At 67.1% G+C, this 20878-nt stretch carries 26 protein-coding genes; 5 read left to right on the plus strand and 21 right to left on the minus strand.

What is annotated here, in order from left to right; translation table 11 throughout:
* Nucleotides 1-212 precede the first annotated feature (212 nt).
* Nucleotides 213-839: a DUF938 domain-containing protein gene (locus HX774_RS09020; RefSeq protein WP_255500277.1), complete on the plus strand. Its 627-nt coding sequence runs from the start codon at nt 213-215 to the stop codon at nt 837-839.
* 30 nt (nt 840-869) lie between these two features.
* On the opposite strand, the gene HX774_RS09025 is transcribed toward HX774_RS09020, so the two are convergent.
* A complete protein-coding gene (locus HX774_RS09025) occupies nt 870-1364 on the minus strand; it encodes a hypothetical protein (RefSeq protein ID WP_255500279.1) in 495 nt (164 codons plus the stop codon).
* 311 nt (nt 1365-1675) lie between these two features.
* Here HX774_RS09025 and HX774_RS09030 point away from each other — a divergent pair, with 311 nt between their 5' ends.
* A complete protein-coding gene (locus HX774_RS09030) occupies nt 1676-2443 on the plus strand; it encodes a pseudouridine synthase (protein ID WP_178826125.1) in 768 nt (255 codons plus the stop codon).
* 2 nt (nt 2444-2445) lie between these two features.
* Here HX774_RS09030 and HX774_RS20050 read toward each other — a convergent pair whose 3' ends face one another.
* The 11 genes from HX774_RS20050 to HX774_RS09080 form a co-directional block, all read right to left on the minus strand.
* A complete protein-coding gene (locus HX774_RS20050; RefSeq protein WP_370523422.1) occupies nt 2446-2742 on the minus strand; it encodes a transcriptional regulator in 297 nt (98 codons plus the stop codon).
* Nucleotides 2739-3188, minus strand: a complete 450-nt coding sequence (locus HX774_RS20055) for a hypothetical protein (protein ID WP_255500281.1) — start codon at nt 3186-3188, stop codon at nt 2739-2741. Before HX774_RS20055 ends, HX774_RS20050 begins: the two co-directional genes overlap by 4 nt.
* Nucleotides 3189-3269: 81 nt before the next feature.
* Nucleotides 3270-4034 (minus strand): ATP12 family chaperone protein, encoded by a 765-nt coding sequence (locus tag HX774_RS09040; protein WP_178826129.1) that lies wholly within the window; start codon nt 4032-4034, stop codon nt 3270-3272.
* A gap of 21 nt (nt 4035-4055) precedes the next feature.
* Nucleotides 4056-4730, minus strand: coding sequence for an HAD-IA family hydrolase (locus HX774_RS09045; protein WP_178826168.1), 675 nt, complete (start codon nt 4728-4730; stop codon nt 4056-4058).
* Complete coding sequence (locus HX774_RS09050) at nt 4730-6217, minus strand: putative 2OG-Fe(II) oxygenase (protein WP_178826132.1); 1488 nt, start codon at nt 6215-6217, stop codon at nt 4730-4732. The genes HX774_RS09045 and HX774_RS09050 overlap by 1 nt, the downstream gene beginning before the upstream one ends.
* Nucleotides 6214-7209 carry an RluA family pseudouridine synthase gene (locus tag HX774_RS09055; protein ID WP_178826134.1) on the minus strand — a complete coding sequence of 332 codons (996 nt, stop codon included), beginning with the start codon at nt 7207-7209 and terminating at the stop codon, nt 6214-6216. Before HX774_RS09055 ends, HX774_RS09050 begins: the two co-directional genes overlap by 4 nt.
* Entirely contained in the window at nt 7206-7616 is a 411-nt protein-coding gene (gene crcB, locus HX774_RS09060; protein WP_178826136.1) for a fluoride efflux transporter CrcB, read from the minus strand. Before crcB ends, HX774_RS09055 begins: the two co-directional genes overlap by 4 nt.
* Nucleotides 7617-7662: 46 nt before the next feature.
* On the minus strand, nt 7663-8157 hold the full coding sequence (locus HX774_RS09065) for a hypothetical protein (RefSeq protein WP_178826138.1): 495 nt from the start codon (nt 8155-8157) through the stop codon (nt 7663-7665).
* Nucleotides 8158-8231: 74 nt separating this feature from the next.
* On the minus strand, nt 8232-8960 hold the full coding sequence (locus tag HX774_RS09070; RefSeq protein WP_114816459.1) for an RluA family pseudouridine synthase: 729 nt from the start codon (nt 8958-8960) through the stop codon (nt 8232-8234).
* An 11-nt stretch (nt 8961-8971) separates the two neighbouring features.
* Nucleotides 8972-9427, minus strand: coding sequence for a hypothetical protein (locus HX774_RS09075; protein ID WP_218650351.1), 456 nt, complete (start codon nt 9425-9427; stop codon nt 8972-8974).
* A 214-nt stretch (nt 9428-9641) separates the two neighbouring features.
* A complete protein-coding gene (locus HX774_RS09080) occupies nt 9642-10949 on the minus strand; it encodes a replication-associated recombination protein A (protein ID WP_178826142.1) in 1308 nt (435 codons plus the stop codon).
* A 67-nt stretch (nt 10950-11016) separates the two neighbouring features.
* On the opposite strand from HX774_RS09080, the gene HX774_RS09085 reads away from it, so the two are divergent.
* Entirely contained in the window at nt 11017-11436 is a 420-nt protein-coding gene (locus tag HX774_RS09085; protein WP_178826144.1) for a VOC family protein, read from the plus strand.
* A gap of 49 nt (nt 11437-11485) precedes the next feature.
* Here the strand turns inward: HX774_RS09085 and HX774_RS09090 are convergent, their stop codons facing one another.
* From HX774_RS09090 to HX774_RS09100, 3 genes are all read right to left on the minus strand, one after another.
* Nucleotides 11486-12874 carry a trypsin-like peptidase domain-containing protein gene (locus tag HX774_RS09090; protein ID WP_114816463.1) on the minus strand — a complete coding sequence of 463 codons (1389 nt, stop codon included), beginning with the start codon at nt 12872-12874 and terminating at the stop codon, nt 11486-11488.
* Between the two features lie 93 nt (nt 12875-12967).
* The gene (locus tag HX774_RS09095; RefSeq protein WP_178826146.1) at nt 12968-14209 is read right to left on the minus strand and encodes a TCR/Tet family MFS transporter; all 1242 of its coding nucleotides are present in this window, start codon (nt 14207-14209) and stop codon (nt 12968-12970) included.
* Nucleotides 14210-14316: 107 nt separating this feature from the next.
* The gene (locus tag HX774_RS09100) at nt 14317-15552 is read right to left on the minus strand and encodes an ectonucleotide pyrophosphatase/phosphodiesterase (protein WP_178826148.1); all 1236 of its coding nucleotides are present in this window, start codon (nt 15550-15552) and stop codon (nt 14317-14319) included.
* Nucleotides 15553-15651: 99 nt separating this feature from the next.
* On the opposite strand from HX774_RS09100, the gene HX774_RS09105 reads away from it, so the two are divergent.
* The gene (locus HX774_RS09105) at nt 15652-16572 is read left to right on the plus strand and encodes an ABC transporter ATP-binding protein (RefSeq protein WP_178826170.1); all 921 of its coding nucleotides are present in this window, start codon (nt 15652-15654) and stop codon (nt 16570-16572) included.
* Nucleotides 16562-17419: an ABC transporter permease subunit gene (locus HX774_RS09110; protein WP_178826150.1), complete on the plus strand. Its 858-nt coding sequence runs from the start codon at nt 16562-16564 to the stop codon at nt 17417-17419. The genes HX774_RS09105 and HX774_RS09110 overlap by 11 nt, the downstream gene beginning before the upstream one ends.
* Before the next feature lie 16 nt (nt 17420-17435).
* Here the strand turns inward: HX774_RS09110 and HX774_RS09115 are convergent, their stop codons facing one another.
* From HX774_RS09115 to HX774_RS09140, 6 genes are all read right to left on the minus strand, one after another.
* Complete coding sequence (locus HX774_RS09115) at nt 17436-17906, minus strand: GNAT family N-acetyltransferase (protein WP_178826152.1); 471 nt, start codon at nt 17904-17906, stop codon at nt 17436-17438.
* 106 nt (nt 17907-18012) lie between these two features.
* A complete protein-coding gene (rplQ, locus tag HX774_RS09120; protein ID WP_114816468.1) occupies nt 18013-18432 on the minus strand; it encodes a 50S ribosomal protein L17 in 420 nt (139 codons plus the stop codon).
* 118 nt (nt 18433-18550) lie between these two features.
* The gene (locus tag HX774_RS09125; RefSeq protein ID WP_178826154.1) at nt 18551-19570 is read right to left on the minus strand and encodes a DNA-directed RNA polymerase subunit alpha; all 1020 of its coding nucleotides are present in this window, start codon (nt 19568-19570) and stop codon (nt 18551-18553) included.
* Between the two features lie 84 nt (nt 19571-19654).
* Nucleotides 19655-20044 carry a 30S ribosomal protein S11 gene (gene rpsK, locus HX774_RS09130; protein ID WP_013268944.1) on the minus strand — a complete coding sequence of 130 codons (390 nt, stop codon included), beginning with the start codon at nt 20042-20044 and terminating at the stop codon, nt 19655-19657.
* 14 nt (nt 20045-20058) lie between these two features.
* Nucleotides 20059-20427, minus strand: coding sequence for a 30S ribosomal protein S13 (rpsM, locus tag HX774_RS09135; RefSeq protein ID WP_114816471.1), 369 nt, complete (start codon nt 20425-20427; stop codon nt 20059-20061).
* 137 nt (nt 20428-20564) lie between these two features.
* Nucleotides 20565-20878: TonB family protein (locus HX774_RS09140; protein ID WP_178826156.1), on the minus strand; the 314-nt coding region annotated here is incomplete at its 5' end.

Consider the following 20878-nt stretch of genomic DNA (forward strand, 5'->3'; position numbering starts at 1 on the left):
CATGGTCTCCTGAACCGGGCCGCCCGACGATCTGACGCCGTCGTGACGAGTCGGACGCTGATCACGTCCTGTTTCAGGCGCAATGCCATCTGAGGCGACGCAAGGTCAACCGTTGCCGCAATTCACTCCCACCGGAATAAATTTGCTGCGCCGCAGCAAGTTTTCCGGTCGCGACCGACCCTTGCCAGCGATAACAAGACCAGATGCGAACCATGGACACCCTCTCCGCCCTGCCCGACGGCGCCCTGGCCTCGCCGGCCTCGGATCGCAACGCCGAGCCCATCCTGAAGCTGCTGCGCGCCCATCTGCCTAAAAGCGGACGTGTGCTCGAGATCGCGGCGGGTTCAGGCCAGCACGCCGTCGCCTTTTCCAGCGCCCTGCCTGGCCTGAGCTGGACGCCCAGCGACCCCAGTCCCGAGGCCCGCGCCAGCATCGCCGCCTGGACGGCCGAGGCCCACCTGAACAATCTTCAGCCGCCGCTGGCGCTGAACTGTCTGGATGAGACAACCTGGCCGGACGCGCCGTTCGACGCCCTCGTCTGCATCAACATGATCCACATCAGTCCTTGGTCGGCGACTGAAGGGCTGATGACGCTGGCGGAACGCGTCCTGCGCCGGCCCGGCGGACTGCTCTATCTCTACGGCCCCTATCGCGAGGCCGAGGTTCCGCTGGCCTCTTCAAACGAAGCCTTCGACGCCAGCCTGACGGCTCGCGACCCGGCCTGGGGCCTGCGCGATCGGGACCAGGTCGTCGCCCTGGCCCGATCACACGGTCTGACGCTGACGCTGCGAACGGAAATGCCCGCCAACAACATCAGCCTTCTATTCAGACGAACCTGATCCGCGCCTTACGCGCAGACGCCCTCAAGCTCAGGCGATGGTCGCGACCACCGCCGACAGTTCGGCGCGTTCATTGATCAGCGCGACCTTGTCGCCCCGGAAGACCGCGCCCGGCGCTTCCGCCGCCACGCCGAAGGCTTCGGCCGCCAGGGCCACGCCGTCAGCAAAGGCCAGCACCGGCAGACCCTGCGTCTTGGCCAGCATCAGCAGCGATTTGACCTGAGCCACGCCCGCTTCATCCGCCTCGCCGCCTGGCACAACCACGCCCTTGACCCGTCCGCTCGTGATGTCGTCCGCCGTGGCCGTGGCCAGCACGGTCACGCCGCCGCTGACCAGACTGGCGTCGCCGGTCGAGATCGGCGCCAGCGAGACCCCGTCAATGCGCAGCGCGGTCTCCATGTCGCCAAGAGGACCGAAATCCATGCCCTTGCGCATGATCAGGCCCATGCGCAGACGCATGGGGGCGGGGCGATTGAAGCCGGGACGAGTGCGGGGGGCGGTCGAATTGTTGCGTTGAGCGGACAAGACGTCTCCTTCAAAGGTTGTCGTTCAATATTCAGTCGCCTGTTCAGAATGGATCAGACGAAAAACCCCGAACAGGAAACTGAAAACGAGAATCGCCGCGTCACGGCGCGGCCGGACGCGATCTGGATCAGTTCGTTGGGGTGACTGAACATATAGAGCCGCTGCGCTCGGGGTCAATGACAGGTCACGCCCATCTGATCTCAGCGATATTCAGCAGCGCTGCGTGAAATCTTTCTGCACGCTGTTCGCGGTACGGCTTGCCTGCCCGCCCCCCGGCCTTCTACAGAGCCGCATCCTCAAGGACGGACGCCATGGCTTTCACTCGCACCTATGACGGCTTTGAGCCTGTCCGCATCAATAAATGGCTGGGCCAGACCGGGGTCTGCTCGCGCCGCGAGGCCGAAGCCCTGATCGCCGCCGGCATGGTCACCATCGACGGCGAGAGCGTCACCGACGCGGGCCGCAAGATCGAGCCCGGCCAGACCCTGACCCTGAACGACCGGGGCGAAGCCGCCCTGGCCTCGGGCGTCACCATCCTGATCCATAAGCCGCTTGGCTATGTCTCGGGCCAGCCTGAGCCGGACAAGATCCCCGCCGTGCGCCTGCTGACCGCCGAGAACCTCGTCGGCGAAGGCACGCCTCCCGCCGAGGACGCCTCCCTGCCCCCCATCGGCCGTCTGGACGAGGATTCGCGCGGCCTCCTGATGCTGTCGTCCGACGGCGTGGTGGCCAAGGCCGTGATCGGCCCGCAGTCAAAACTGGACAAGGAATACCTGGTCCGCATCGAAGGCGACGTCACCGAGAAGAAGCTGGCCCTGCTGCGCCGCGGCCTCATGCTGGACGGACGCATCCTGAAATACGCCAGGGTCTCGCGCATGGAGCAGAACCGCCTGCGCTTCATCCTGACCGAGGGCCGCAACCGCCAGATCCGCCGCATGTGCGAGATGGTGGACCTTGAGGTCACGGACCTGCTGCGCATCCGCGTCGGCCCGATCCACCTGAACAACCTGCCCGAGGGCAGGTGGCGGATGATCACCAACGAGGAACGCGACGCCCTGATCCGCGGCCAGATGGGCTGAGGTCAGCCCAAAGCGATCCCGGCCAGCCGGGTCAGTTCCGACACATGGGCGGCGAAGGCTGCCTTGCCTTCCGGGGTCAGCGCCAGCCAGGTGCGCTGACGCCCTGCCGCCGCCGCCTTGCGGACCTTGAGATAGCCCGCGTCCTCCAGTTGTTTAACGTGCTTGGACAGGACGGAATCGGACACGGCGATGGCGTCGCGAACGGTGGCGAACTCCACCTCGTCCGCCGCCGACAGCATGGCGCAGATCTGCAGCCGGCCCGGGGCGTGAATGACAGCGTCGAAGACAGGCGCTCTCACGGCATGCTCCGAACGTCGATGCGATACAGCCGCATCCAGACGCGCATGCCGATCACGCCCAGACCGGCGGCGACGGCGCCGTTCAGGAGGGGGACCCAGATCAGGCCCTGAATGCGGCCCGCCCAGATGCTGAACAGCATAAGCCCCATGAGGATCACCCCTAGCCCGATCGCGGCCCAACGTGCGCGCTTCGGACTGTAACCATTGACCCAGACGCCGGTGCGGGCCTGCCATTTCCGCATGATGATCACCAGGATGGCGATCGCCACGGTCACACAAAGGATGCCGATCGGCGCCGGAAAACCCTGCCCGGCCACAAGCAAGGCGCAGGCAGCCGCATAGCCGGCATCATACCACCACGGCCAATATTCCATTTTTTCAAGCGCTTGCTCTCGGCCTTCGAGAACGATTGCGAGCGCCTCCTGGGGCGTCTGTTCAGCGGGCATTACGATCCTCCATCACTTTCCAAATAGGAAAATGACGCTGACTTTCCAGATCGTCAAGTCATAAGTTTCCAGTTTGGAAAACTAAGACCGCAACGCCTCGAACCACCGCTGCAACAGGGCGGCCTCGGCGCGGTGCGCAGCGGTGCGCAGCGCCGCTTCCTCGTCCACGCCCCAGCGTTCCTCGGTAAAGGCTTCGTCCAGCCGCGACAGGTCCAGAGCCGCCTCGCCCGACAAGGCTCCGCGCTGCACCGCCAGACCCAGCACCGCCGACCCCAACAGCGGGACGGCCGTCGCCAGCCCGGTCAGGCCATGGTCGTCCATCGCCAGCGCCAGGGCCTTGACCCGTTCCAGCGCCTCGGACGATTGCGCCCGGTGAACGATGCCCTCGGCGGGGTGCAGCACCACGCCCAGCTCCCGCGCCGCCCAGTCGCGCCACGGCCCCCACTCGGCCTGCTGGCGCTCGATCAGCGAGGCAGGGTGCTCGGCCAGATAGCAGATGACGTCCGACCCGGCGTAGGCGGCGATCTCGGCGGCCACCGGCTCGCGGGTCTGACTGACCCGGTCGATGGCGGTCGAGGCCAGACGGGTGGCGGGCATGGTCCCCGGAACCAGAAACTCGCCCTGCGCCGCCCATTCGTCGGCGACCAGTCCCGCGGCGGCCTCGGTCGGCAGGGTCAGGGTGTTTCCAGCCGGGGTCTTCGGTGTCCGCCCGTCCAGACGCACGGTCCAGCCGCCTTCGTCCGCCGAGACGTCAACCGCCTTCCAGAAGCGTTTGATACGCTCCTCGGACTCGCGAAACCCCTTGCGGGCGGCGACGTTGGGATCAAGCGGGGGGATGTGGGACATGGGTCGTCTCAGGCAGCCAGATTATGCAGCAAGGGCGGTCGAGGCGAAGCGCTCCAGCGCCGCCTCCAGATCAGGGCAGTCGACGGCGACGTGGCGCGCGCCCGCAGCGACCTGTTCCTCATGGGTATGAAAACCCCAGCCGACGCCCAGCGGATGCACGCCCGCGTTCAGCGCCATTCTGATGTCATGCGACGTGTCGCCGATCATCGTGGTCGAGGCCGCATCGGCCCCGCAGGCGGTCATGGCGGCGAACAGCATGGCGGGGTCAGGTTTGCCCGGACCATCCGCCGCGCAATGACTGGACAGGAAGAGATCGCTCCATTCCGGCCGCGCCAGGTTGCGCGCCACGCCACGCCGGTTTTGGCCCGTCGCCAGCGACAGCCGCCAGCCGTCGCGCTTCAACCGGCGCAGCGTCTCCATGACGCCAGGATAGAGTTCTTCCTGATGCCCCGCGTCGTACATGGCGCGGAAGCTGGCCTGAAACGCGGCGACAAAGTCGGCCAGTTCGGCGTGCGTCAGACTGGGCTCCAGCACATGCAGCGCCTTGTCCAGCGTCAGACCGACGATCTGGCGCACCCGATCATAGCTCGGCTCGGCCAGCCCCAGAGCCTGCGCCGCCTCACAGCACGCGCGATGGATCGACGCCCGGCTGTCCACCAGGGTGCCGTCGATGTCGAAAACAGCCAGGGGACGCATCACGCCGGGACCACGTCAAAGGCGATGGTCAGGCGCGTCTCGTCGCCGGTGAACGGCACGGTCCCGTGCCACATATAGGATGGAAACAGCACCAACTTGCCCGGCTCCGGCTTCTCGAAATACTCCGGCGGCGTAGGTACAGCACAGGCGAACGGCGGCGCGCCGAAGCCGATCCAGCCCTCTCGCCCGCCCGCATCAACCACCGCCGGCAGGTCAATATAGCAGGCCGAGGACAGCCAGCCCTCGGGATGGACATGCGGCGCGTGATAGCCGTTGGGGGCCAGTTGCACCGACCAGCATCCGGCGATGCGATAGGCGCCTGTATTGCGGCGACGCAGCGGATCATCCCCGGCGCCCAGCCGCTCCAGATACCGCTTGATCGGTCCATCAATGGCGACAAAGAAGGCTCGAATGACGGGATCGTCGCTGGCGCGCAGATCGACGTGGGTCTGGGTGCCGTGCCGCAGGCTCTGCCCGACCGGATGAGTGCGGAAGGTGTGCAGTCGACGCAGCGCCGCCGCGAGATCGCTCAGATAGGCGTTCAGGTCCGACCAAGCCTCGGGCGTATCAATTACCCCGCCCTGCACGACAGCCTCATAGTCATTCAGCGCCGGGCCGTCCGGCGCGCCCGACAGCCGTTCGAGCGTCGCCTTCAGCGACAGCCAGTTCTGATCCTCGGCTGGAATATTCGTCTCAGCCAGCAAGGCCGAGGCATGATCCAGCTCCCCCCGCGCCAGCCGAACCTCAGCCAGCTTCAAGGCCAAAAGCGGATGCCCCGGCGCGCCGGCCACAGCCGCCAGCGCATGATCCAGCGCCAGATCCCGGTCGAACGCCAGGGCGACGTTGGCGGCGGCCAGATCAATCGCCGGGTCCCGACGCGCCCCGCCTTCGGCCAATGCGCTCCACACCTCGCGCGGCGTCGAACCCGTGTAGTCCATCAACAGCCCCAGCAGACCGTGCAGCCCGCTGTCGCCGGGCGCGCGATCCAGCGCCTCGCGAACCGGCGCCAGAGCCCGCGCCGCATCGGCCGTCCGCATCCAGATCAACTGCGCCAGTTCGCGCAGAGCCTCGACATAGGCCGGTCGCCGCGCCGCCGCCTGACGATAGGCCTTCTCGGCTTCGTCGTGCTTCTCCTGCCCCGACAGAGCCCGCGCCAGCACCAGCCAAGTTTCCGGCGCGTCTCCGCCCTTGGCGAAGGCGCGACGAACCGCCGCCTCGGCCTCGGCGTATCGCCGCATATCGCCCAGAAGCGCCGCCAGATTATGCTCCGACACGCTGCTCGTCGGCCTAGCCTTCACCTGGGCCTCGCGCAGAGCCAGAGCGTCGTCCAGCCGCCCCAGCCGCTTGAGCAGATCAGCCTGCAAGGGCCAGGTCGCCGCCGCATTGGCCGCCCCTTGCAACACCGCCAGCGCCTCCTCCACGCGACCGGCGGCAATCAGCCGGTCAACGGCGGCGCGCTCGGGACTGGGGCGACCGTCGTGGCTCATCGCTGGCGCTTGACCCCTTCGAACGGATCGACGTCGCTTTCATCCTCGGAGAAGCCGAAGTGGGCGAAGCCGGCCTTGATCTCGGGGCTCAACGGAGCCTCGACGACCAGGGTGCCGCCGCCGGGGTGGTCCAGCTCGATGCGGCGGGCGTGCAGTTGCAGCTTCAGCACGCCGCTCAGCTCCCGCGACTTGTCGTCGCCGTACTTGTGGTCGCCCAGAATGGGGTGGCCGATGGCCGCCATGTGGGCGCGTAGCTGGTGCGTCCGCCCGGTAAACGGCCGCAGCGCCATCCACGAGGCCCGGTGCGCGGCGCGGCTGATGGTGGCGAAGGCGGTTTCGGCGGGCTCGCCCTTGGGGTCCTTCGGCTCGGCCGGGCGCATCATCTCATAGTCGTTGATGCCGGTCTTCTTCAGGGCCAGGTCGATCTGACCATGGGTGGGCTTCGGGTTGCCGATGACGATGGCCCAATAGGTCTTCTTGGCCTGACGACGGGCAAAGGCGCCGGCCAGGCGTTTGGCCGCCTCCGGCCCCTTGCCGAGCAACAGCACGCCCGAGGTGTCGCGGTCCAGACGGTGAACCAGACGCGGACGATCCATCCCCTCGCCCCAGGCCGACAGCAGGCGGTCGACGTGTTTGGTCGTCTTGGTGCCGCCCTGCACGGCCAGGCCATGCGGCTTGTTCAGGGCGATGACCATGTGGTCTTCGTACAGGACCAGCGACTTGGCGTAGGCCACGTCGCGCTCGGTCAGTTCATGCAGGTCGCCGGGCTTGCGCGGATTGTCATCAGGCAGCGGCGGCACGCGCACGGCCGCCCCGGCGGTCAGGCGATCCTGCGGCTTGACCCGCGAGCCGTCGACGCGGATCTGGCCGCTACGCGCCATCTTCTCGACCTGGATATGGGTCAGGTGCGGCCAGCGGCGCTTGAACCAACGATCCAGACGGATGTCATGTTCGTCCTCGGCGACATAGAGGGTCTGGACTTCGCGGCTCATGCGCCCACTCCGGTAAACAGTTTGCGCGCGATCATCAGGCCGACGAACAGGGCGGCGATGGAAAGGACCACCGAACCCACCGCATAGACGAAAGCCGTGGCCAGTTCACGGCGTTCGATCATCAAAGCGGCTTCCAGCGAAAAAGCCGAAAAGGTGGTGAAGCCGCCCAGCAGGCCGACGGCGGCGAACAGGCGGATGCTCTCCTGCCCCGCGCCCGACTTAAGCGCCAGCCAGCCGGCCAGCAGCCCCATCAGCAGACCGCCCGTGACGTTGGCGGTGAACGTACCCCATGGCCAAGATTGGGGCCAAGCCGCGCCCGGCGCCAGGCGCCCCACCGTCAGGCCCAGCCCATAGCGGGCCATGGCCCCCAGGGCGCCGCCCACCGCGACAAGAAGAAATTGCATCATGCCGGGCTTCTACACCGACACGACGGGAATGACAGCGGTCGGCGGACTACAGCCGGTTGCGGATCGCGTCCTGAACCCGGCGCGCGTCATAGGCGTCGGGGCGGTCCGGCTTGGCGCCGCGTCCCATGACGATCTCCAGCGTGGTCGAGGTCGGCTGCGGCCCGCTGAGATCAAGCCCCAGACCGACGCCGACGCCCGAGGCGCGATAGCCGCCGTAACGGCTAGACCCCGCGCCGATCGAAACGCTGGGGCGAACGCCCCCGGCGCTGTCGGGACGACCGTCGATCCAGCGCTGCGTGACCTCGAACCAGTCGTAGCCCTGATCCACGGTCAGTTGCGCCGCGCGGAACAGGGCGCGATCCGCCACCGGCCCGACGGCGCCGACACCGTTGTAGGTGACGCGAAAACGGTCGGACTCGATGCGCTGCTCATTGAAACCCTGGCCGCCCGCCGACTGCTGCGGACCATAGGGGGCCAGGCTGGCGCAGGCGCTCAGAGCCAGGGCCGAAACCGCGATCAGGCTGAATGTCAGGCGTTTCATGCGAAATCTCCTGCCCGATTAGCGCCGAGCAAGGCCCGATGTTCCGCCGCGAAGCTGAACAGAAGCTGAACCGCCTACAGCCCCGCCGCCGCCTGCAGCGCCGCAAAGTCCTCGGGCGGGGCTGCCTCCAGCGTCACCCGCTCGCCGCCCTCGGGGTGGGGGAAGGACAGCCTGGCCGCGTGCAGCATCAACCGCGACGCCCCGCGACCGGCGAATGTCAGCGCCCCGCCGTAGCGCACGTCGCCGACCAGAGGCCGTCCGATCGAGGCCATATGGACCCGCAGTTGGTGCATCCGCCCCGTCTCGGGCGACAGCTCGACCAGAGCCCCGTCCTCGCTGGCCGCCAGGGTGCGATAGCCGCTGACGGCGCCTTGCGCGCCCGGCGCGTCGAACTCGACCACCCGCATATAGCTCTCGCGCCCGATCTCCTCGCGGCGCAGGGCGGCGGTGATGCGGCCCGACTTCGGCTCGGGCGCAGCGGACACCAAGGCCAGATAGGTCTTCTGGAACCGGCGCATCTGCATGGCCTTGCCGAGGAAACCCGCCGCCGGCTTGGTCTTGGCCGCCAGGATGACGCCCGAAGTGTCGCGGTCCAGCCGGTGCACCAGTTCGGGTCGCTTTCCGTTCGAGCGCGCAAAGGCCCACAGCAGGTCGTCCAGGGTATGGGCCTGGATGCGACCGCCCTGGCTCGACAGGCCGGACGGCTTGTTGAAGGCGATGATGTGCGCGTCCTCGTGGATGACCCACGAACGGACGGCGGCGATATCTTCTTCGGTCAGGGAAGCGGGCTGGCGGGTTTTCACCCGCCGAGCCTTTAGCGGAGGACCGCCCTCTTCGCCATGGCCGAGGCGTACCAGAGCAAGAGGGCGGCGATCCCGACGATGACGTAGGGCATCCACTCCATCATGGCCAACTGCGGCGGCAGGGCCGGCGGCGGGTTGATGAACTTCGAATAGACCAGGCTGACCACCGCCCCCAGCAACGACAGGGCGAAGGCGTGCACCGCCCAGCGGCTGCGCGTCAGCAGCAGGATCGACCCGATCACCGCGCCCCAGACGCCCAGCGTCCACGGCACATACATCCACGTCGGCATGGCGTTGAAATAGGCGATCATCTCGTCGCCGAAACCGGATTCGCGCATATAGGCTTCGCCGCGCGTCGTGGTCTGGATGAAGTCGTATCCGCCATAGCCGCTCCACAGCAGCGACAGCAGGCCCACAAGCCACAGATGCCAGGGCGTCGCTTGACGCCTCGCTATATCGATCATCATTCCCTCCCCAGGTTGCGATCAGCGAGAGGCTAAGCCCGAACGGCCATGCTTAACAATGAACGGTGATCAGGTGGCTTTTCTCCTCCCCATTTCATGGGGAGGGGGACCGCGAAGCGGTGGAGGGGGCGGCGCAGACGTCCGATGTCGAGTCACCCCCTCCGTCACCTCGCCTTCGGCGACGCGCCACCTCCCCATTTCATGGGGAGGAAAGGGCTCAACCGTCCTTCTGCGTCCGCGCCCGCATCACCGCCCAGCGCTCCAATCGCGCCTTGACCTTCTCCTCATGGCCCTCGCCCTTGGGCTTGTAGAAGGTGCGGCGCTCCATCTCGTCGGGGAAGAAGTTGGCGCCGGAGAAGCCCTCGGGCGTGTCGGGGTCGTACTGATAGCCCTTGCCGTAGCCGAGCGACTTCATCAGCTTGGTCGGCGCATTGCGGATATGGGCGGGCGGCATCAGCGAGCCGGTCTCATGCGCCGCCTTCTTCGCCGCCTTGAAGGCCTCATAGACCCCGACCGACTTGGGCGCGGTGGCCAGATGGACGACGGCCTGCGCCAGAGCCAGCTCCCCCTCGGGCGATCCCAGGAAGTCGTAGGTGTCCTTGGCCGCATTGGCGACCATGATGGATAGGGGGTCGGCCTGGCCGATGTCCTCAACCGCCATCCGCACGATCCGCCGCGCCAGATACAAGGGGTCCTCGCCCCCGTTCAGCATCCGCGCCAGCCAGTAGAGCGCCGCGTCCGGGTCCGACCCGCGCACCGATTTATGCAGGGCCGATATGAGGTTATAGTGCTCTTCTCTCGACTTGTCGTAAGCGGGCGCCCGCTTCTGAAGCACCCCCGCCAGCGCCTGAACGTCCAGCAGGTCGCCTTCGGGAAGATCGAACAGAACCTCCGACATGGTCAGCAGATACCGCCCGTCGCCGTCGGCTAGGGCCAACATGGCGTGGCGCGCCTCCGGCGTCAGCGGCAGGGGCCGCTCCATCAGCGCCGCCGCCCGATCCAGCAGTTGATCCAGCGCCGCGTCGTCCAGACGCTTCAGCACATAGACCTGGCTGCGCGACAGCAGCGCCCCGTTCAACTCGAACGACGGGTTCTCGGTCGTAGCCCCGACCAGGGTGACGACCCCCTCCTCGACGAAGGGCAGGAAGCCGTCCTGCTGGGCGCGGTTGAAGCGGTGGATCTCATCCACGAACAACAGGGTCTGCTGTCCGGCGGCCCGGCGCATCCTCGCCGCCTCGAACGCCTTCTTCAGGTCGGCGACGCCGGAAAAGACCGCGCTAATCGATTGATATTCATAGCCCGCAGCCTTGGCCAGCAGCCGGGCGATGGTGGTCTTGCCGGTGCCGGGCGGTCCCCACAGGATCATGGAGCCCAGACGGCCAGCCTCGATCATGCGGCGGATCGGCCCGCCCTCGCCCAGCAGGTGGTCCTGACCCACGACCTCTTCCAGCGTCTGAGGGCGCAGACGGTCGGCAAGCGGCGCGTTGGGGGGATGGATGCCGGAGGCTTCGAACAGATCACTCATGGAACAGCAGAGATAGGCGTTCGTTCAGCCGATTACACGCACTACTATCGGCCCGAACGGAGGAACCATGTCCGACCCCCAGCCGAACCAGGGCCCGACCGGCGGCCTCACGCCCCATCTGACCATTCCCTCAAAGGGCGGCTTGGCGGCCATCGAATTCTACGGCCGGGCCTTCGGCGCCGAAGAGATCATGCGGATGCCCGCCGAGGACGGCGAGCGGCTGATGCACGCCCACCTCAGGATCAACGGCGCCAGCCTCATGCTGGCCGATGAATTCCCCGAATGGACCGGCGAGGCCGACATCGAGCCCAAGGGCGTGACCCTGCATCTCCAGGTCGACGATCCCGACGAGTGGTGGACCCGCGCCCTGGTGGCCGGCGCCGTGCCCGTCATGCCGCTGGAAGACCAGTTCTGGGGCGACCGCTACGGCCAGGTCCGCGACCCCTTCGGCCACACCTGGTCCATCGGCGGCCCGAAAAAGGCCTGAAAGACCTCTCCTCCCCACGGGTGGGCAGAAGAGGTCAGCCGGCTCCCCCCTACGGCAACCGCCCCGTCAGCTTGCGACCGCCGCGCACGATCACCAGTTCGGACCCCCGCTGCGCCCGGCCAAGGGCCGCGACCGAGGTCGCCGGGCGGCCGTCCACCTGAACGATCAGGTCATTGGGCCTCAGGCCGATACGGGCCGGAATGCTGTTGCGTTGCAGGCCCGTGACCACCACGCCGCTGGTGAAGGGATCGCCGCCCAGACGGTCAGCCAGCGCCGGGCTCAGCGCCACGCCCTGAAGACCGGCCAGCGCGCCCTGCCCCACGGTCGTGCCCTGACCGGGATCGGCCACGCCCGGCAGGGCCGAAACCCGCGCGTTCACCGTCTGGGTCTTGCCGTCACGCAGTATGGTCACGGCCACCGTGTCATTGGGCGCGCGCGTGCCGACGCGGAAGTTCAGCCCGCCCTGGTCGTTGATCTCGGCCCCGTCGATGGCGGTGATGACGTCGCCTTCCTCCAGACCGGCGCGCGCGCCTGGCCCCTGCGGATAGACCTCGGTGATGATCAGGCCCTGCGGCCGCGACAGGCCCAGGCTGCGGGCGATGTCGGCGCTGACGGTGTCGCCCTTCACGCCCAGCCACGGCCGCACCACGGCCTTGGCCCCGCCGATGGCCGAATCCACCACCCGCTTGACCATGGTCGCCGGCACCGCAAAGCCCACCCCGGTCGACGACCCGGTGCGCGAGAAGATGGCGGTGTTGATGCCGATCAGATCGCCGTCCATGTCCACCAAGGCCCCGCCCGAGTTGCCGGGGTTGATGGCCGCATCGGTCTGGATGAAGGAGCCCGAGTCCGAAATCCCCGTCTCGGTCCGGTTCAGCGCCGAGATGATCCCCGTCGTCACCGTCTGACCGACGCCGAACGGGTTGCCGATGGCCAGGACCAGATCGCCGATCTGCTGCTCTTCCTGATCGTCGATGCGCAACACCGGCAGACTGCCCTCGACGCCCTCCAGCTGCAGCACGGCGATATCGGAGCGTGAGTCGGCCAGCAGAACCCTGGCGGCGTATTCGCGCCGGTCGTTCAGGGTGACGCGGATCTGCTGCATGTTCTCGATGACGTGGTTGTTCGTCACCACCACCCCGTCCGCGCGCACGATGACGCCCGAGCCGATCGAGCCGGTCACGCGCGACTGCGGACCGCCGCCGAACATCTCGAAGAAGGGATCACGCACCTGCTGCACGCCGCGCGCCGAGATGTTGACCACGGCGGGCGCCGCCTCGCGCACCACGGGCGCAAAGCTGGACTTCATCGCCCCGGCGTCGCGCGGGGCCACGCGCGGCTGCTCGGCGAACACGCCTTCCTGCGCCTTGGACGGTTGCGGTTGGCCGCAGGCGGACAGCATCAGGGCGGCGGCGAGGGCCAGTCGGGAAGTCTTCATGTCGTCAGGGTCTCGTTCGGAAGGCTTTGCCGCATTGCGCAATGGTTTTGGGACGGGATCAAGGCCAATGGCCAAGCCTGGCGTCCGCCGCGATCAAACGACCGTGACCTCGTCCCGTTCCGCCCGACGCGCCGTGATCCAGCCGATCAGCGCCGCCAGCGCCAGAACCCCCGCCGCCAGATAGAAGGCCAGCCCCGGATTGGGCGCCCACATCCCCTGCTCCACCGATTCCGAATAGACCCAGCCGAAGAACAACGGCGAGGCCACCCCGGCGATGGAGGCGACGCTCATGTTGGCGCCCTGAAGCTGCCCTTGCTCGCTCTCGCTGACCCGCCGGGTCATCAGGGATTGCAAGGTCGGCATGGCCAGCCCCCACAGGGCGTTGGGCAGCATGGCGAGGATGAAGGCGACGCCCGTCGGCGCCCAGCCCATCAGGGCGATGCCGATGGTGCCGCCGCACAGCCCCAGGATCATCGTCATCCGGTCGCCCAGCTTCTTCGCGACCGGCCCCACCAGAACCCCCTGAACAATCATGTCCAGCACCCCGACCATGGCCAACAGCATCCCCACCTGCCATGGCCCCCAGCCGTACCTCAGCCCCGCATACAGGACGAAGACCGCCGAAAAGACGTGGTGGGCGAAATAGAGCAGGAAGTTCACGATCGCGAGGCCCGCCAGCTCGGCATGACGCCGCAGCAGCATCATGGCCCCGACGGGATTGGCGCGCCGCCAGCTGAAGGGCATCCGATTCTCGGGGGCCAGGCTCTCGGGCAGGATGAACAGGCCATAGAGGAAGGCCACGCCCGACAGACCGCCCGCCACCCAGAAGGGAACGCGCGGCCCGAACTCGCCCAGAAAACCGCCCAGCACCGGCCCCAAAACAAAGCCGCCCGAGAAGGCCGCACCAATCAGGCCATAGGCCCGCGCGCGTTTTTCCGGCTCGGTGATATCGGCCATATAGGCGTAGATGGTCGTGAAACTGGACGAGGTGATCCCCGCGATCAGCCGCCCGACCGCCAGCCACCACAGGTTCGGCGCCAGCGCCATCAGCGCATAGTCCGCCGCCAGACCGGCGCAGCTGATCAGGATGACAGGTCGGCGCCCATACTGGTCCGACAACGAACCGATCACCGGCGAGGCCAGGAACTGCATCCCCGCCCACAGCGCCACAAAGACGCCATTCAGCAAGCCCGCCCGCGCGTTCGAACCGACGAACTCCTCGATCAGATGCGGCAGCACGGGGATGACGATCCCCATGGCCACGATGTCGAGCACCGCCGTGACAAAGATGAAGGCCATCGCCGCGCGGCGGACCTTGGGGTGATGCAGAGACATGAGGGCCGATCTGTTGGACAGGTCTTTTAGGCCTCGCCCTCTTCCGCGTCATCCCGGAAGCCCGCAGGGCTATCCGGGACCGCAGGAGGCAGCGCGTTTAAGGGAAGTCAGCGCGTCGTCACCGCCAGCGTATCTTCCGCCCGCCCGTCCCCGCGCGGCGCATCGACGCCCAGCAGACGCGCCAGGAAGGGCTGAACATCCACACTGTCCAGATCGTTCAACCGCCGCCCCTGAACCACGCCCGGTCCATGGGCGATGAAGATCGCCGCCATCTCCGGCGAGAAATTGTCATAGCCGTGGGCCCCGCCCGGCTTGGTCATGGGCCGCGCCCTGGTCGTGAAGGTCCAGCCGGGCTCGGAGGCGCAGACGATAGCCGAGACGCGCGGGTTGGAACCCAGGACGAACCGCGCCGGGATCTCGCTCTTCCTCCAGCAGTCGAGATGCGGACGCGAGCCCAGCAGCGCCGCCTCGACCTCGGCCTCGCGACCCACTACCGGGTTCAGGAAGGTCACAGCCCCGGAATAGACGATCTGGATCGCCGCCGGATCAATCAGGTCGTCGATCCACGTCACCCGCTCGGGCGAGGTCGCGGCCATGCCGTGATCCGACACCACCACCAGCACCGTGCGCTCATAGAGGCCCCGCGCCTTCAGTCCCTCGACCAGTCGACCGACGGAGGCGTCCACCGAGCGGATCGCTTCGGCCGTCTGGGGCGCGTCGGGGCCATGGTGGTGGCCCTGGGTGTCGACGATGTCGAAATAGAGGGTGGTCAGCTGCGGCCGCTGATCCGCCGGCAGGTCCATCCACTCCAGCACGCGATCCACGCGCGCATCGCCCGGCATGCCCTGATCGAACTCGGTCCAGTAGGACGGGCGCACGCCATGGATTTCAGCCTCGGAGCCCGGCCAGAACATGGTGCCGGTCTTGATCCCCGCCTTTTCCGCCGAGACCCAGATCGGCTCGCCCTGGTCCCACCAGCGGCGGTCCGTCACGGCCTGCTTGTTGCCCAGCGAGAACCGGCCCAGCTCGGCGTCGATCATGTTGTTGCCGACAATGCCGTGGTGATCGGGGTGCAGCCCCGTCACCAGCGTATAGTGGTTGGGGAATGTCACGCTGGGGAAGGACGGCCGCATCGGCCCCGTCGCCCCCTCGCCCGCCAGTCGCGACAGGTTCGGCGTGATCCCCCGATCCAGATAGTCGGCGCGGAAACCGTCGATGGAGACCAGCATGACCAAAGGCCGTTCGGCGGCCAGCGCGGCTTGCGGCTCAGCCTGTTGAACAGGGGTGCTGGCGCAGGCGGTCAGCAACAGGGCCAGACACAGGCCCGCGACGCGAGAAAACATGGACACTCCGAAGCGACTTCGGGGAGATTGCCTAAGCTTAATCTGCGACAGCAAGAAGACGCCTTGTCGGCTTATCCCCATCAGGCCAAGCTCGAGCGCATGACCGCTGTGATCGAAACGACCGGCCTGACCAAGACCTATGGCGCCGTGCGCGCCCTGGACGGGCTCAGCCTGAGCATCCCGCGCGGCGGGGTTTACGGCGTGCTGGGGCCCAACGGGGCCGGCAAGTCCACCCTGTTCCGCATCCTGCTGGGTCTGATCCGGCCCACGGCGGGCGAGGTCCGGGTTCTGGGCCAGCACGCGGGCGACCCCGCCGTCATGCGCCGCATCGGCTCCATGATCGAGACGCCGCGCTTCCCGCCCTACATGACCGCGCGTCAGGTGCTGGAATGGCTGGCGCTGGCGCACGGCGCCAAGGACGCCGCCATCGACGCTTGGCTGGACCGCGTCGGCCTGACCGAAGCCGCCAACCGCCGCGTGCGCGGCTTCTCGGTCGGCATGTTGCAGCGCCTCGGCGTCGCCGCCGCCCTGATGACCAAGCCGGATCTCGTCATTCTCGATGAACCGACCAGCGGCATGGACCCGCCCGGCATCCAGGAAATGCGCGCCCTGATCCGGAGCCTGGCCGACGACGACGGCGTGACCATCATCCTGGCCAGCCACCAGCTGCTTGAGGTCCAGCGCGTCTGCGACCGCGTGGCTATCTTCAATCGCGGCACCCTGGCCGCTGAGGGCAAGGTCAGCGAACTGACCGCCGCTGGCGAACGCCTGCGCCTGACCGCCACGCCTCTGGCCAGGATCATGGGCGTGCTGGGCGACAAGGCGACGCTGGACGGCGACGCCGTCCTGGCCGCCATCCCCCGCGCCGAAGGCCCTGCCCTGCTGCGCGCCCTGATCGAACAGGGCGTGGACATCGACGAGGCCCGCTGGGTCGGCGCCGATCTGGAAAGCGTCTTCATGGCCGAGACCGGCCCCGCACGCACCGATGCTCAGGTCCGGGAGGCCCTCCATGCTGGCTGACGCCATCCGCTCCGAATCCTGGCGCCTGCTCAAGAACCGCACGGTCCTGTCGTGGAGCCTAATCTTCGTGCCGCTGATATGGCTGGCCGTCCTGATCGGCGGCGCCGTGATCGACGCCAAGGTCGACCGCATGGCCGACCAGTTGCCGCCGCAGCTGACCTCGGCTCGCGCCGCCCTTGATCTGGGCGACACCCTGCTGTCCGCCGCCGGCCAGTTGGCCAACCCTGCCCTATTGGCCTTCCTGCTGATCGGCGCGGCGACCGTCTTTTCCAGCGACTACCGCTGGGAGACCTGGCGCCTGATCACCGCGCGCAACAGTCGCCCCAACCTGATCATGGGCAAGGTCGGCGCGGTCAAGCTGATGACCCTGGCGGGCCTGGTCCTGTTCCTGGCGGCCGCCCTGCTCGGAGCCGCTATCAAGGGCGTCGTCCTCGACAAGGATCTCGTGTTCCGCTTCGGCGGCGAGCAAGCCCTGACCTTCGGCCTCCTCTTCCTTCTGGCCTTTGTCCGGGTCGTCCAGTTTCTAATGCTCAGCCTGCTGACGGCCGTCCTGACGCGCTCTCAGCTGGCGGCCCTGTTCGTGCCTCTGGTCGTCGGCGTCGCTCAGGCCTTCCTCGTCACCCTCGCCCCCATCCTGGGATGGAGCGCCGCCGACTGGCAGACCCTGCTGCTGTTTCCCGGCGCCGCCTATGAGGCATTGAAGACGGTCATCCTGGGCGGCGTCCCGACGGCTGTCCTGCAAGACGGCGTCGTGCTGCGCGCCGTCGCCAGCCTGGCCCTGTGGTCCCTCGTCCCGTTCAGCCTGGCCCTGTGGTGGTTCAGCCGTCAGGACCTGTCAAAGGAATAGCCGAAGCGCCGCGCCGCTACAGCCGCTTCTCCATCCAGACGTCTGCCCGCGCATAGGGCGTCGGCTGCGGCGGCAGGTGCACGAAACCGAACCGGGCATAGAGAGCCAGCGCCGGCCCCAGCGTCGAACTCGTCTCCAGATAGAGGCGGTGCGCGCCCGCATCCCGCGCCGTCGCCTCACAGGCCTCCAGCAGGCGCAAGGCCAGGCCCCCGCCCCGCGCCTCCGGCCGCACCGTCATCTTTGTGACTTCGAACCCGCCGTCCGCCATGGCGATCAGGCCGCAGCAGCCGACGCTAACGCCATCCCGCTCGGCAAAGAAGATATGGCCGCCCCTGGAGAGAATCTGCCCCTCGGGGTCGTCCAGGGTCAGATGATCCTTGGCTTCCAGGACGAAGCCGCCTTCCACAAGCCAGTCGGTGTTCAGCCGTTTCCAGGCGTCCGCATGGACGGTGGTATAGGCGACGATGCGATCTTCAACCGTACTCATGCCGCTCTATCGCCCGCTCGCCGAGAGGCGACAAGCGTGCAGACAAACGAAAAGGGCGGCCGGATCGCTCCAGCCGCCCCTTCAATGTCTCAAGCCGATGAAGCGATTAAGCTTCGTCGTCGCCTTCGATCGCATAGACCGGACCCGAGTCCAGGCCCTTGGCGGCGGCGTCGCGATCGACGAACTCGATCACGGCCATCGCGGCGTTGTCGCCGTGACGGAAGCCGGCCTTCATGATGCGGATGTAACCGCCCGAACGTTCGGCGTAGCGCGGGCCGATCGTTTCGAACAGCTTGCCGACTTGCGGCACGTCGCGGACGGCGCTGATGGCCTGACGACGAGCGTGCAGGTCGCCCTTTTTAGCCAGCGTGACCAGCTTCTCAACGAAGGGACGCAGTTCCTTCGCCTTCGGCAGGGTGGTCGTGATCTGCTCGTGCTTGATCAGCGAGGCGGCCATGTTGGCGAACATGGCTTGGCGGTGGCTGACCGTACGGCCGAGCTTGCGGTAAGCGGCGCCGTGGCGCATCGGGGTCTCTCCTACTCAACCCTGGTTTCCGGCCTAACTAAAGGGGCGGGACCTGGGGCCTTGTTCATTCTAACCGCCCCATCCGCGCCCCGAAGGGCGCTGGGCGGAGGGTTGATGATCAGATCTGGTCGTCGAACTTTTTGGCCAGATCTTCGATGTTTTCGGGCGGCCAGTTCGGCACGTCCATGCCGAGCGACAGGCCCATCGTCGCGAGAACTTCCTTGATCTCGTTCAGCGACTTGCGGCCGAAGTTCGGGGTGCGAAGCATTTCGCCCTCGGTCTTCTGGATCAGGTCGCCGATGTAGACGATGTTGTCGTTCTTCAGGCAGTTGGCCGAGCGGACCGACAGCTCCAGTTCGTCGACCTTCTTGAGCAGGGCCGGGTTGAAGGGCAGGTCGGGCTTGCCGTCCGCCGCCTCAACAGCCTTGGTCGGCTCGTCGAAGGTGATGAAGATCTGCAGCTGGTCTTGCAGGATGCGGGCGGCGTAGGCCACCGCGTCAACCGGCGAGACGGCGCCGTTGGTTTCAACTTCCAGGATCAGCTTGTCGTAATCCATCGACTGGCCCTGACGGGTCGGCTCGACGCGATAGGCGACGCGCTTGACCGGCGAGTACAGGGCGTCGACGGCGATCAGGCCGATCGGCGCATCTTCCGGGCGGTTCAGTTCGGCGGCGACGTAGCCCTTGCCGTTCTGGACCGTCAGTTCCATGCGGACCGAAGCGCCGTCGTCCAGCGTGCAGATGACGTGATCGGGGTTCAGAACCTCGATGTCCGCCGGCGCTTCAATCTGAGCCGCCGTGACGACGCCGGGACCCGTGGCGCGCAGTGTCATGCGCTTGGGGCCTTCGGCGTGCATGCGCAGCGCCAGTTGCTTGATGTTCAGGACGATGTCGACCACGTCTTCCCGCACGCCTTCCAGCGACGAGAACTCGTGAACAACGCCGTCGATCTGGATGGCCGTGACAGCCGCGCCTTGCAGCGAGGACAGCAGAACGCGACGAAGCGCGTTGCCGAGCGTCACACCGAAACCACGCTCGAGAGGCTCAGCGACCAGACGCGCCTTGCGCAGCGGGTCGGAACCGCCCTCGACTTGCGGCTTCTCGGGACGGATCAGCTCTTGCCAGTTTCTTTCGATCATAGAGTCCCTCGAACGGGTTTCGCCGGTTCCACGCTCTCACGTTCAGAGCAGAAGGAACCGGCGGGAAAAGGGGTAGTCGGTCGCTTAGACGCGGCGGCGCTTGGGCGGACGGCAACCATTGTGCGGCATCGGCGTGACGTCGCGGATGGTCGTGATCGTCAGACCCACCGACTGCAGAGCGCGAAGCGCCGACTCACGGCCGGAACCCGGACCCGAGACGTTGACTTCCAGCGTCTTCACGCCGTGCTCTTGCGCCTTCTTGCCAGCGTCTTCAGCAGCCATCTGGGCGGCGTAAGGGGTCGACTTACGCGAACCCTTGAAGCCCATGTGACCGGCCGAAGACCAGGAAATCGCGTTCCCCTGGGCGTCCGTGATCGTGATCATGGTGTTGTTGAAGGAGGCGTTCACGTGGGCGACGCCCGACGTGATGTTCTTGCGCTCGCGCTTCTTTACGCGACCCGGTTCCTTGGCCATCGATCAGCCCTCTCTTACTTCTTCTTGCCGGCGATCGGCTTGGCCGGACCCTTGCGGGTACGTGCGTTGGTGTGCGTGCGCTGACCGCGGACCGGCAGGCCCTTGCGGTGACGCAGGCCGCGGTAGCAGGCCAGGTCCATCAGACGCTTGATGTTCATCGACGTCTCACGGCGCAGGTCGCCTTCGACGGTGTGGTCCTTGTCGATCGTTTCACGGATCTGCAGAACTTCAGCGTCGGTCAGCTGGTTCACGCGGCGGGCCGGCTCAATGCCGACCTTAGCGGTGATTTCCTTGGCGGCGTGTGCGCCGATGCCATGGATGTACTGAAGCGCGATTTCGACGCGCTTGTTGGTCGGAATGTTGACGCCAGCGATACGGGCCACGAGAATCTCCAGATACGCTTAAACAGACGCGGAAACCGCTCCGGTCAACAGACCAGGAGCGTGTGCGCCCTTCGCGGAAGCCGCCCTTATACAGGGGATTCGAATGGCGTCAACGGGCGCACCGCTCCAGCGGCGCATCACGGCATGAACTCCACACCCACAGTGATCTCGCGTCCTTCAACAGGGCGACCGTCCCGCGTCGGGGGACGAAAGCGGAAATAGCCGGAGGCCGCAAGGGCCGCCTCGCCGAATCCCCGACCCGGCGGCGCCTCGTCCACAACCCGGCAATTCTCCAGTCGGCTGTCCAGCCGGATGCGGCAGGCGATCCGCGCGCTGCCGTTCAGGCGCTGACGGAAGGCCTCACGCGGATGCAGTCGCCTCAGTTGATCCTTGGTCGGTCCCTGGATCAGGCGCGGCGGGCCGTCGCCTGCCCCCGGCCCCGATCCGGCCC

It is taken from the genome of Brevundimonas sp. P7753 (assembly GCF_013386595.1).
GTDB classification, from domain to species: Bacteria; Pseudomonadota; Alphaproteobacteria; order Caulobacterales; family Caulobacteraceae; genus Brevundimonas; species Brevundimonas bullata.

Bases quoted from the DNA above. Each gene is read 5' to 3' on its own strand.
- HX774_RS09020 (WP_255500277.1), top strand. From the start codon at position 213: ATGGACACCCTCTCCGCCCTGCCCGACGGCGCCCTGGCCTCGCCGGCC.
- HX774_RS09030 (WP_178826125.1), top strand. From the start codon at position 1,676: ATGGCTTTCACTCGCACCTATGACGGCTTTGAGCCTGTCCGCATCAAT.
- HX774_RS20055 (WP_255500281.1), bottom strand. From the start codon at position 3,188: ATGCCCGCTGAACAGACGCCCCAGGAGGCGCTCGCAATCGTTCTCGAA.
- HX774_RS09040 (WP_178826129.1), bottom strand. From the start codon at position 4,034: ATGTCCCACATCCCCCCGCTTGATCCCAACGTCGCCGCCCGCAAGGGG.
- HX774_RS09045 (WP_178826168.1), bottom strand. From the start codon at position 4,730: ATGCGTCCCCTGGCTGTTTTCGACATCGACGGCACCCTGGTGGACAGC.
- HX774_RS09050 (WP_178826132.1), bottom strand. From the start codon at position 6,217: ATGAGCCACGACGGTCGCCCCAGTCCCGAGCGCGCCGCCGTTGACCGG.
- HX774_RS09055 (WP_178826134.1), bottom strand. From the start codon at position 7,209: ATGAGCCGCGAAGTCCAGACCCTCTATGTCGCCGAGGACGAACATGAC.
- crcB (WP_178826136.1), bottom strand. From the start codon at position 7,616: ATGATGCAATTTCTTCTTGTCGCGGTGGGCGGCGCCCTGGGGGCCATG.
- HX774_RS09065 (WP_178826138.1), bottom strand. From the start codon at position 8,157: ATGAAACGCCTGACATTCAGCCTGATCGCGGTTTCGGCCCTGGCTCTG.
- HX774_RS09075 (WP_218650351.1), bottom strand. From the start codon at position 9,427: ATGATGATCGATATAGCGAGGCGTCAAGCGACGCCCTGGCATCTGTGG.
- HX774_RS09080 (WP_178826142.1), bottom strand. From the start codon at position 10,949: ATGAGTGATCTGTTCGAAGCCTCCGGCATCCATCCCCCCAACGCGCCG.
- HX774_RS09085 (WP_178826144.1), top strand. From the start codon at position 11,017: ATGTCCGACCCCCAGCCGAACCAGGGCCCGACCGGCGGCCTCACGCCC.
- HX774_RS09090 (WP_114816463.1), bottom strand. From the start codon at position 12,874: ATGAAGACTTCCCGACTGGCCCTCGCCGCCGCCCTGATGCTGTCCGCC.
- HX774_RS09095 (WP_178826146.1), bottom strand. From the start codon at position 14,209: ATGTCTCTGCATCACCCCAAGGTCCGCCGCGCGGCGATGGCCTTCATC.
- HX774_RS09100 (WP_178826148.1), bottom strand. From the start codon at position 15,552: ATGTTTTCTCGCGTCGCGGGCCTGTGTCTGGCCCTGTTGCTGACCGCC.
- HX774_RS09105 (WP_178826170.1), top strand. From the start codon at position 15,652: ATGACCGCTGTGATCGAAACGACCGGCCTGACCAAGACCTATGGCGCC.
- HX774_RS09110 (WP_178826150.1), top strand. From the start codon at position 16,562: ATGCTGGCTGACGCCATCCGCTCCGAATCCTGGCGCCTGCTCAAGAAC.
- HX774_RS09115 (WP_178826152.1), bottom strand. From the start codon at position 17,906: ATGAGTACGGTTGAAGATCGCATCGTCGCCTATACCACCGTCCATGCG.
- rplQ (WP_114816468.1), bottom strand. From the start codon at position 18,432: ATGCGCCACGGCGCCGCTTACCGCAAGCTCGGCCGTACGGTCAGCCAC.
- HX774_RS09125 (WP_178826154.1), bottom strand. From the start codon at position 19,570: ATGATCGAAAGAAACTGGCAAGAGCTGATCCGTCCCGAGAAGCCGCAA.
- rpsK (WP_013268944.1), bottom strand. From the start codon at position 20,044: ATGGCCAAGGAACCGGGTCGCGTAAAGAAGCGCGAGCGCAAGAACATC.